Raw genomic sequence first — 10,396 nt, 5'->3', positions numbered from 1 at the left:
ATTTGCTTGATTATCTTTTACAGAATCTTTAGTAGATGTGGTATCCAACTAATTTATTTTTTTTACGGATTCACGGACTACTAATGATGGCTTTATATTCATAAATTCAATAGGTGTAATATTCTTATTATTAATAAGATTATTTAACGTTTTTAGCCCTTTGTTTGTAATTTCACGCATTGGTTTTTTTATCGTTGTTAATCTTGGAATGAAATAATTAGAATATGCACTATCATCAAATCCCACAAACGAAATTTGATCCGGAACATCAAATCCATAATCCTGGCATGCACGAATAGCTCCCATCGCCATATCGTCATTAGATGCGAAAATACAAGTAGGTAGTTCGCTTGTATTTAAGATTTTTTCCATAGCATTATATCCTGATTTAACACTGTAGTCTCCCATCACCATCCAATTATCATTTAAGTTAATATTATGCTTATTCAAAATATCAATAAAAGCATTCAGCCGATTTTGAGATGACGCAAACTCCTCTTTCCCCGAAATAATTCCAATTTTTTTATGCCCCATTCGCAAGAGATATTCAATTGCAGTTACAGTTCCAGAATAATCATCAGATGCATAATTAAAAAGATCATCACGCTCAATCTTTCTATTTAAAACAACTACTGGCTTCCCCGTTTTAGCCAACTGGTCGATATAGATGTCATCGGTTGTTGATTGGCTAACAACTAACGCCCCATCAAACCGCAAATTTATTGATTGATTAGCACGGCGTAATCCTTCAAAGCTATCGATCGCTATTTCATATCCAGCTGGTAACATTTCTTTTATTTGGTGGAGCATTTCTGACATAAAACTAGGAGACGTTCCACTATTTAAATCAGTAAAATAAACGGCAATAATAAATGAACGATGCTCAACAAGAGCTTTAGCATTTAAATTAGGCGAATAATTTAATCGTTCTGCAATCTCTCTAATTTCTTTCTTAGTTTTTTCTTTAACTAACGGACTATCATTTAGCGCCCGCGAAACAGTTGTATGCGAAACATTAGCAATTTTTGCAATCGTCTTTATTGTTACCTTATCATTCATTCAAAATGCGCCTGGCTTACCAATATAGTCATCTACACCGTCCGGATTTCCTGACCATTTGAACTTATCATACCAGATAGAATGCTTTTCTTGATCTAACTTGTCGATTTGCTTCATTTCATCTGGTGATAGGGTAAAGTCAAAAATTCCGGCATTTTCTTGCATACGTTGAGGATGAGTAGTCTTGGTAAGAACTATAAAGCCTTGCTGAATTTCCCAGCGAAGAATTACTTGGGCAGGACTCTTTTGGTGCTCGTCTGCGATTTGCTTAATAACATCATTGGAAAGAAGACGACCATTGCCTAGTGGCGACCAGGCTTCAAGCTGAATATCATTTTCTCGACAAAACTTTACAATCTTAGGTTGGTGAATTAGGGGATTGAATTCAATTTGATTAATTGCTGGTTTAATTTTGGCGTGATCGAGCAAATCAGTCATTCGTTCAACATTAAAATTGCAAACACCAATTGATTTCGCTTGACCGTCCTTGTAAATATCTTCTAACGCACGCCAGCTTTCATTGTATTTATCATTTACCGGCCAATGAAGAAGGAGAAGGTCGACATAATCAGTTTGAAGCCTCTTAAGTTGAGCTTTTACTGCTTGCCGAAGCTTATCATAGTCTCCTTGATCACCATTGAAAATTTTAGTAGTGAGAAAAATACTGTTGCGCTTACGACTAGTTGCTATAAGGCCGTCCTGAATACCTTGTCCGACAGCTACTTCATTCCCATATTGCTTTGCCGTATCGATCAAAACATAATCATTCATAATAGCCTCTTTAACCATTTGCTGTGTTTCCGCAAGTGAGGCTTTCCAGACTCCTAAGCCAAGTTGGGGGATAAGGTGTCCGTTGTTTAATTTTATGTTTGGTTGCAAATTTTGATTCATTTAAAGATTATGCATGGCATCGTAAATTTTGGCATTTCTAAGGTTGATTTCAACACCAATCTCTTTACCGAGTTCTGTAAATTCATTAGTTAATTGATAACTATCAAGATTTTCAGGAATCATCACAGACATCATCATTACGAAATTGCCATCCATAATTGTTTGGGAAACATCTAGAATATTAATTTGTTTTTGGGCAAGGAGGGCACTTACCTTAGCGATAATTCCAACTTGGTCTTCACCTAGAACAGATACAACAGCTTTCATTTAAAACCGCCCTTGACACATTACCGGGGCATATCCTAATAAACCGCCGAATTCAACCGTATCACCAACTTTTTTACCAGGTGCGGGAATCACGCGGACAGCAGTGGTTTTATTATTAATCATTCTAATTGCTGCTTCATCAGCAATCATTGCGCTAATGGTTTCTTTTGGTGTGTCACCTGGAATTGCAATCATATCAAGACCAAAGGAACAAACTGCAGTCATTGCTTCTAATTTAGAGATATTTAGCGTTCCAGCGTTAACTGCCTTAATCATGCCAGCATCTTCAGAGACGGGGATAAATGCGCCTGATAAACCACCAACATGACTGCAGGCCATAATGCCACCTTTTTTCACGGCATCGTTTAACATAGCTAGAGCAGCGGTGGTTCCGTGAGTTCCAACCTGAGCAACGCCAATTTCCTCTAAAACTTCAGCAACGGAATCACCAGCGGCAGCAGTTGGTGCGAGGGAAAGGTCCACGATCCCAAATTGAACGCCCAGTCTTTCCGCTGCAACAGTTCCTACTAATTGACCCATTCGTGTCACCTTAAAGGCAGTTTTCTTGATCGTTTCAGCGACGACGTCCTTTGATTCACCTTTAACTTTTTCTAGGGCGGTTTTGATAACTCCAAGACCTGAAACACCAACATTTATTACTACATCTGGTTCACTAACACCATGAAATCCTCCCGCCATGAAGGGATTATTTTCAACAGCATTACAAAAGATAACTAATTTAGCATTTGTCATCATATCCAGCTTTGAACCAGCGACGACTACTTCACCCATTTGTGCAACGGCATCCATGTTGATTCCGCTACGAGTTGAACCAACATTTACTGATGCACAAACAAAATTAGTTTCTGCCAATGCTTCAGGGAGGGAGACGATTAACGTGCGGTCACCAGTTTGATATCCCTTTTGAACAAGTGCACTATAACCACCGATAAAATCAATTCCTAATGCTTTAGCAGCCTTGTCTAACGTTTTAGCATATTTAACATAATCATGGTCATGAGAGGCAGCAGCAATAAGAGAAATAGGAGTAACAGTTACTCGCTTGTTAGCAATCGGAATCCCATATTCGGCTTCAATTTGTTGGCCGGCTTTAACAAGGTCTTTTGCGTTTGTCGTAATTTTGTCATAGATCTTCTGACATGCGACCGTACTATCACTATCAATACAATCAAGTAAAGAAATTCCCATCGTGATTGTCCGCACGTCAAGATTTTCATTAGAGATCATATGGCTAGTTTCATAAATTTGTTGTGAATTCATTTAGGAATTGACCGATGCCAAGCAATATGACTTTCCTTTGATCTTAATCACATGTGAGTGATAGACAAGTCGGTCTAAAATGGCCTCTGCGGTTGCCGTACTATGGAGAACAGCTCCCCAACTTGATAATGGTACATTGGTCGTTATGATTATTGATTTACGTTCATAGCGACCATTTATTAGTTGAAATAATAGTTTTGCTTCTTCCGTCGATATTGGTAAATAGCCTAATTCATCAATAATTAATAGATCATACCGTTCGTATCGACGCATTTAATAGATCATACCGTTCGTATCGACGCATTGCTCTAAGTGTTGCTTTTCTTGAGCTGCTTTCAATCTAAGAATTAGTTCATGGCAATTAATAAATAGTATTCGTACATCTTGTCGACATGCTTCGATACCAAGCCCAATTGACAGATGTGTTTTACCTACGCCAGGGCTGCCAATAAAGATAATGTTTTCTTGATTGTCCAGAAATGACATAGTCGCAAATTCAGCGATTTGTTGCGGATTAATTGAAGGCTGAAATTGATAATTAAAATCATTGAGTCGTTTAATAATCGGAAATCTAGCGCGTTTGATTCTTCTCTTTAAGCTTTCTTGTTGCTGATAGGTAATCTCCTTATCCGTTAGTTTTAACAATGCTTCACTAAAGCTAATTTGGTTATCATTGACTTGTTGACGATAATCTGCGATTGATGCAGCCATATTATGTAAATTTAACTTCGTTAAATTATCTACTAATTTTTGATATTGATTCATTTATTCCCCAATCTGATCATAAATACTAAGATTATTAAGCATATACTGGTTAATTTCTTCATCCGTTTTATCTTTCATCAAATCACTTTTAAGAATGGCATGTTTATCATGAGGATCATAATTAAATTGCTTATTGGTTAAATCATGCTTTTGAATCTCAGTACCATGATAGAAAATGCGGATAGTCTTACCATCAGTTGTCGGTTTAATTTCGACTTCTTTTCCGATATAATTAGGGGAAACAGAGTATTGATGGTTTTGAAATCTGATCATTGAGTCTTGGGATACCTTTCTAGTTTGGTCGCTGTTAAAGTATCTCACGAGATCGTGGTTGAGAGACCGGAAATGCTCTTTTTCTTTTGTCCATAATTCAATTGGCTTCTGATTATTACTTTGTGATTTCTCATGATTGAGCCGTTCAGCTAGCCGATTAACGATATCATTTAAATCATTGACCGTACTAAATTCTCCATCATAAGGTTTTAATCGTTCCATTGTTCTTGCTAATGCTTCAACGCAACCTTTGGTTTGCGGTCTAAATGGGCGACATGCGACTGGATGAAATCCGGCATCATGGCTAAATGATAGGAATCGCTCATTAAATCGATGATGATGAAAATCGCTTAATTTATGGTCAATGACAGTTGACATATTATCAAACCAGATTTCTTTAGGAATTCCACCAGTAACCTTAAAGGTTTCAAACAATTAATTACCTGTTAATAAGGCGTAAACATATGAATTTTCTTCTGGACGGTAAACCCCGTGAAGTTCACCAACTTTAGTAAAGCCATTTTTGTCGATCAAGTGTTGCATGATCTTGTTGTCTTCATGGGTATCGATCCGAATAGTCTTAATATCCTTCCGATTATTCTTAATGTAATCAATTACACTAGTGAATAATGCTGAGGCGTATCCTTTTCCAGCATGATTAGAGTGAATTGCCACACGGTGAATAACAACATAATGATCAGTGTCAATTAACCAATCACCGTCAAGTTCATCATATGAGTGATCTGGTGCTTCAACAATTGATAATGCACCGACAGTTTCATTATCTTGTGATTGTACAAGGTATGCAAATCCTTTTTCAATATCTTCTTTGATATGTTCTTCGTTCGGGTAATCTCCTTGCCATTGATCGATCCCTTGTTCAGCTAATTGGTTTCGACCATCTCGCAAAATTTCCATAATTTGATTTAAATCATCCATTTTGGCTTGTTTGATTTGCATTTATTTTCCCCAGAAGAAGTTAATTAAGATTTTATTGACTTGGGGGTTGTGATGAAGTAATTCATGTTTAGCATTTGGTCCGGTAATCTTAACTTCGCGGTATGAACGTGCGCGGTTATTAATAAGATATTTAAGAGAAAGACAGGAAGCGTTTGAAACTTGGCTATCGTTGCCATCTTTTAAGTCACCGTAAATATTCAATAATTTAATTTGCCGTGGGTAGCGGTGACGTAAAGGAAGTAATTTTTGATAGGAATCATTCATTGCGGAAGGTTTTCCCGTCTTTTTATTCACTATTAGATTAGCAGGTTCATTCCAACCGATTGCACCATCAAAGGTTCCAGCCATCGCAACTTGTTTTTGAATTTGTGGAAGATTATGGTTGCCGGCATTAGCAAGCAGAAAATACATAACTGCCATGTTTCCCATGGAGTGTGCTTCAATATTTACCTTTTTAAAATGATATTTAGCTTGCAGTTCTTCAAGAACGTTCTTAACCCATTGTCCTTGTAATTCATAATTTGTGCTATGATTATCATTGAAATTGACCATCACGAGCGGATTGACGGCGTTATGAGGAATATCTCCTTTAAGAGTAACGGTTCCATCGCCAGCAACATCTGCGGTGATAACTGTCTTTGACACACCTGCTTTCACAAAACCATTTACCATATATTCTTCTGCATGGGCACCGCTTCCGTAGCCATGGAAAAAGAGGGTGGGGGTAGTAGAATGAATATATTTATTTGAGAGATCTGCATGAACTGGATTTACTGCTAGTCCATAAATGAATATTAGGAAAAATGCAGTAAATATTGTTAAATTAAATTTAATAAATTTGATCATTTAATTAACTTCTTCTGGGGAAAATAATAATGTTGCACTAATAAGTTTATTAGTCATTTGAAAGTAGTTTTTGTATAAAGCAGTGTAACGACCACTATTTTTAGTTGGTAGCCATGGCTTGTCTCGCCCGCAATAATGGAGAATCACAGTATTACGCATTATCCAATCGGTTGTCCATTCGCCAAAGGAAATCGTTTCGTAAATACCACCCTTACGAGTATCAAAATTATATAACTGATCAGGGACAGACTTAATATAGCGTCCATATAAGGCATTCAAGACGTCTTGATCAGGGAGTAAAAGTGTATGGGTACGGATGTAGTTAAAAATGTCCGTATCCTTTACTTTTTTACGGATAGTATCAAGATTCATCAAGAGAACGCCAGAATTATAATACCCGTCAGCATCAAAGTTTTGCAGACGAATCTTATTAATAACCTCTGTCGTATTCGTCAGGTTTGTATGGATGGCAGAAGCATATAGGTATCCCTCTAATGAAGTCTCATACAGACTTGAAAGATCATTAATACACAATACATCAGCATCCAAGTATAAAATTTTATGCAAATCTTGAGGTAAAAGACGGTGTGCTAGTAAACGATAATAAATTGTTGTCGGATAGCGGTCTGTAACTGGTGCTTTGCTAAATAATTGATCATTAACTTTGATTGGAAAATAGTTCATTCCTAATTGCTTACAAACTCTTTCCAAGTCTTCAGTTCGTTTCAATTTCTCCTTTTGTAAGACATATACGTTAAATTCTTGTGCATGAGTATTTAACTTGATCGATAACAAAACTGTTGCTAATTGCGTGACAAATTTGTCGTTAATTGAAAATAATAAATTCATTTACATCTTTGCATCCCATTCTGCATGAAATTCATCAAGAAAGTCGAGCATCACTTGTTGACGGTGATTTGCAATTTTCTTGGCAGTTTCAGTGTTCATCATGTCTTTTAGATGTAAGAGTTTTTCATCAAAGTGATTAATGATAGTTTCATTTGCTAAATTACGATATTCTTCCCTGGACATATTATGACGAGGTTTAATAGCCGGATCGTATATTTTTTCATGATGGCCACCTCCATAATAAATTGCCCGCGTAATGCCAATTGCGCCAATTGCATCTAACCAGTCGGCATCACGGACTATTTGTCCAATGAGGGAGAGTTTGACTTCCTCTTTATCTAAGGTATGAGCAAAAGAAATATTATTGATGACATTCATAATTATTTCGACTTGTTCATCACTAAAGTCAATTTGCTTTAAGTAATCAACTAATTCTTGTTTAGCTGCCTCAACGTTGTCAACTAATTTCTCATCAATTGTATCGTGAAGGTAGGCCGCCACGATGGGCAAAAAGGGATCAACTTTTTCACCAATTGCTAACCGTTTACTCATTTTTACTACGCGGTTAATATGGTCCATCCCATGTCCAGTCTTGTCCTGACCTAATTTTTGAATGGTGTACTCTTTAATGGCAGTTAATTGTTCCGCTTGTTTCATTTACTTATCATCTTTTTTATTTTTAGCACTTCTTAAGTCGACAATAATCGAACCGCCCTGCTTATCGTCTGCAGAGTTACCTGAATCATTATTATGATTATTATCAATATGCAATGCTTTTCGCGCTACCCACCGAAAAATCAATGAGATCGGTGCTACCAGGAAGCCATACAATAATCCTGTCAGTAATGCATTAGGAATAATCAGTTGAACAAATGTTAATCCACCTGTTGGCGTCCCCGTTAGGACTAATCCAATTAGACCATAAAAGATTGAAATAAAGAATAATTGAACTAGACCGGTAAAAATAGCAAGCCATAATAATTGTGAATGATTGAGATCAATAGATAATGGAACTTGTTTGCGTAAAATCAAGCCAACCACAATCAAAATAACAATAAAATCGACTAATATTACCCAGTCAGCAGTTCCTAAGACAATCATGATTATGGCACTAACAAGCGTCACAATAAATGCAATATTAATTCCCAATGCAACTGCTATTCCCACTGCAATCACGCCAGCTAAAGGCATAAACGCCTTACCGGTCGGTAAAATGGTTTGAAAGCCAGTAAATGACATTAATATCATCAAAATACCCGCCGTAATTGCCAAAAGGGTTTTAATTAAGGTTTGTTTTTTCATACTAAAGGCTTCTTTGCTGTATCTTGCATCCATTCATACTAAAGGCTTCTTTGCTGTATCTTGCATCCATGCTAAGGCCAGGGCTCCTTGTCCTAAGTGGGAACCAATTACTGGACCAAAGTAACTCAACTCAAATAAAATATCAGGATGATCCGCTTGAAGTTTATCAAGCCACTTTTGGCCTTCTTCTGGAGCATTTGCGTGAACAACCATCGCTCTAACTGGATAGTCAAGTTTGGCAATATCCTCATCAAAGATTTGTTCACAGCGAAGTTTAGCCTTTTTCATTGACCGCACCTTTTCAAACGCTTCAATGGCATGCGTTGGAGTATGCATAGTCAGGAGAGGTTTGATTTTTAAAATTGAGCCTACAAATGCAGAGGCGTTTGATAAACGACCACCACGAACAAGGTTTTGCAAGTCATCAACCACAAATACATTATTAAAGGTATCACGATATTCTTTTACCTTTTTAACAATGTCATCTAAATCATCGCCTTCACTAGCTAATTTAGCTGCTTCTAAGGCTAAGTACCCCATCATTTTAACTGTTAGGTGGGAATCAATTGGTACGATCTTGATTGTATCCTTCATCTGCTCAGCAAGTTGTTCAACAGTATCCAAATATCCTGTAATAGCCCGTGTTAAATGAATGCTAATCACAGCATCATACCCATCATCGGCTAATCCTTGATAAACTTCCATCAATTGACCGATTGGCGTTTGAGAAGTCGTTGGAAAAGAGCTTGAATTTGCCATCTTTTCATAAAAATCACTGGTGGAAATATCGACACCTTCACGGTATGTTTGACCATCCAATGTCACTGGGATTGGGACAACATGAATATTATTAGCCGCCGCCTCTTCAGGAGAAAGGTAGGCAGTGCTGTCAGTAACAACAGCAATTTTCATTTAGTGATGCAGATTACGCAAAAAGATCTCAATTGGTGTGCGCCAGTTTAAACATTTGAATGGCCTGGAGTTCAAATACCAGTTAATTTGAATTAACTCATCATCAGTGATTTCCTCAATCGGTTGACCTTTGGGGATAAAGCGTCGTAGTACTCGGTTGCGATTCTTATTACTGCCCCGTTCATGTGGAGAATAAGCATGCGCAAAGTAGAGGGGAATCCTGGCCTGCTCTTCAATTAGCTTGTAGTTAGCGAATTCTTTCCCATGGTTAACAGTAAGGGTCTTGAGATTATCTTCTAACTGGTTAGCTAATTCTAAAATGGCCTTGGTCATTGAGGTACTATCTCGTCCCTGAAGCCGTTTAACGATGATAAGACGACTCTTACGCTCGACAAACGTAGCTATTGCTTGACCTTTACGCTTTCCAGATAAAACTGTATCTGCTTCAAAGTGACCTGAGGTATGGGCAGATTGCAAGAAATAACTTGAACAAAGTTAGTGATGCAGATTACGCAAAAAGATCTCAATTGGTGTGCGCCAGTTTAAACATTTGAATGGCCTGGAGTTCAAATACCAGTTAATTTGAATTAACTCATCATCAGTGATTTCCTCAATCGGTTGACCTTTGGGGATAAAGCGTCGTAGTACTCGGTTGCGATTCTTATTACTGCCCCGTTCATGTGGAGAATAAGCATGCGCAAAGTAGAGGGGAATCCTGGCCTGCTCTTCAATTAGCTTGTAGTTAGCGAATTCTTTCCCATGGTTAACAGTAAGGGTCTTGAGATTATCTTCTAACTGGTTAGCTAATTCTAAAATGGCCTTGGTCATTGAGGTACTATCTCGTCCCTGAAGCCGTTTAACGATGATAAGACGACTCTTACGCTCGACAAACGTAGCTATTGCTTGACCTTTACGCTTTCCAGATAAAACTGTATCTGCTTCAAAGTGACCTGAGGTATGACCATCGTTAGTTCGTCTATGGTAAGATGAT

General features: G+C 37.6%; 10 protein-coding genes and 4 pseudogenes. All 14 read right to left on the bottom strand.

Annotated features, from left to right (window positions below; genetic code table 11):
* Nucleotides 1-48 precede the first annotated feature (48 nt).
* Entirely contained in the window at nucleotides 49-1,059 is a 1,011-nt protein-coding gene (locus tag HHK02_RS08355; protein WP_087215152.1) for a LacI family DNA-binding transcriptional regulator, read from the bottom strand.
* Complete coding sequence (locus tag HHK02_RS08350; protein ID WP_181462284.1) at nucleotides 1,060-1,950, bottom strand: aldo/keto reductase; 891 nt, start codon at nucleotides 1,948-1,950, stop codon at nucleotides 1,060-1,062.
* On the bottom strand, nucleotides 1,951-2,217 hold the full coding sequence (locus tag HHK02_RS08345; RefSeq protein WP_003666221.1) for an ACT domain-containing protein: 267 nt from the start codon (nucleotides 2,215-2,217) through the stop codon (nucleotides 1,951-1,953).
* An 18-nt stretch (nucleotides 2,218-2,235) separates the two neighbouring features.
* A pseudogene (locus HHK02_RS08340) lies at nucleotides 2,236-3,498 on the bottom strand (DUF711 family protein); the annotation flags it as partial.
* Nucleotides 3,499-4,263: pseudogene (gene istB, locus HHK02_RS08335) on the bottom strand (IS21-like element helper ATPase IstB).
* Complete coding sequence (locus HHK02_RS08330) at nucleotides 4,264-4,971, bottom strand: Mu transposase domain-containing protein (protein WP_231124828.1); 708 nt, start codon at nucleotides 4,969-4,971, stop codon at nucleotides 4,264-4,266.
* On the bottom strand, nucleotides 4,972-5,496 hold the full coding sequence (locus HHK02_RS08325; RefSeq protein WP_098039516.1) for a GNAT family N-acetyltransferase: 525 nt from the start codon (nucleotides 5,494-5,496) through the stop codon (nucleotides 4,972-4,974).
* Complete coding sequence (locus HHK02_RS08320) at nucleotides 5,497-6,342, bottom strand: alpha/beta hydrolase (RefSeq protein ID WP_085680397.1); 846 nt, start codon at nucleotides 6,340-6,342, stop codon at nucleotides 5,497-5,499.
* Nucleotides 6,343-7,191 carry a glycosyltransferase family 8 protein gene (locus HHK02_RS08315; protein WP_181462283.1) on the bottom strand — a complete coding sequence of 283 codons (849 nt, stop codon included), beginning with the start codon at nucleotides 7,189-7,191 and terminating at the stop codon, nucleotides 6,343-6,345.
* The gene (locus tag HHK02_RS08310) at nucleotides 7,192-7,848 is read right to left on the bottom strand and encodes an HD domain-containing protein (protein ID WP_152701156.1); all 657 of its coding nucleotides are present in this window, start codon (nucleotides 7,846-7,848) and stop codon (nucleotides 7,192-7,194) included.
* Nucleotides 7,849-8,493 (bottom strand): hypothetical protein, encoded by a 645-nt coding sequence (locus tag HHK02_RS08305; protein WP_181462911.1) that lies wholly within the window; start codon nucleotides 8,491-8,493, stop codon nucleotides 7,849-7,851.
* A gap of 33 nt (nucleotides 8,494-8,526) precedes the next feature.
* Entirely contained in the window at nucleotides 8,527-9,405 is an 879-nt protein-coding gene (locus HHK02_RS08300; protein WP_181462282.1) for a DegV family protein, read from the bottom strand.
* A pseudogene (locus HHK02_RS08295) lies at nucleotides 9,406-9,864 on the bottom strand (IS30 family transposase); the annotation flags it as partial. It abuts the gene before it with no gap.
* 36 nt (nucleotides 9,865-9,900) lie between these two features.
* Nucleotides 9,901-10,362: pseudogene (locus HHK02_RS08290) on the bottom strand (IS30 family transposase); the annotation flags it as partial.
* Between the last annotated feature and the right edge of the window lie 34 nt (nucleotides 10,363-10,396).

It is taken from the genome of Limosilactobacillus reuteri (genome assembly GCF_013694365.1).
Lineage (GTDB): Bacteria > Bacillota > Bacilli > Lactobacillales > Lactobacillaceae > Limosilactobacillus > Limosilactobacillus reuteri_E.
Note: the sequence above shows the minus strand (reverse complement) of the source record. Positions and strands in the feature narration are given on the sequence as shown.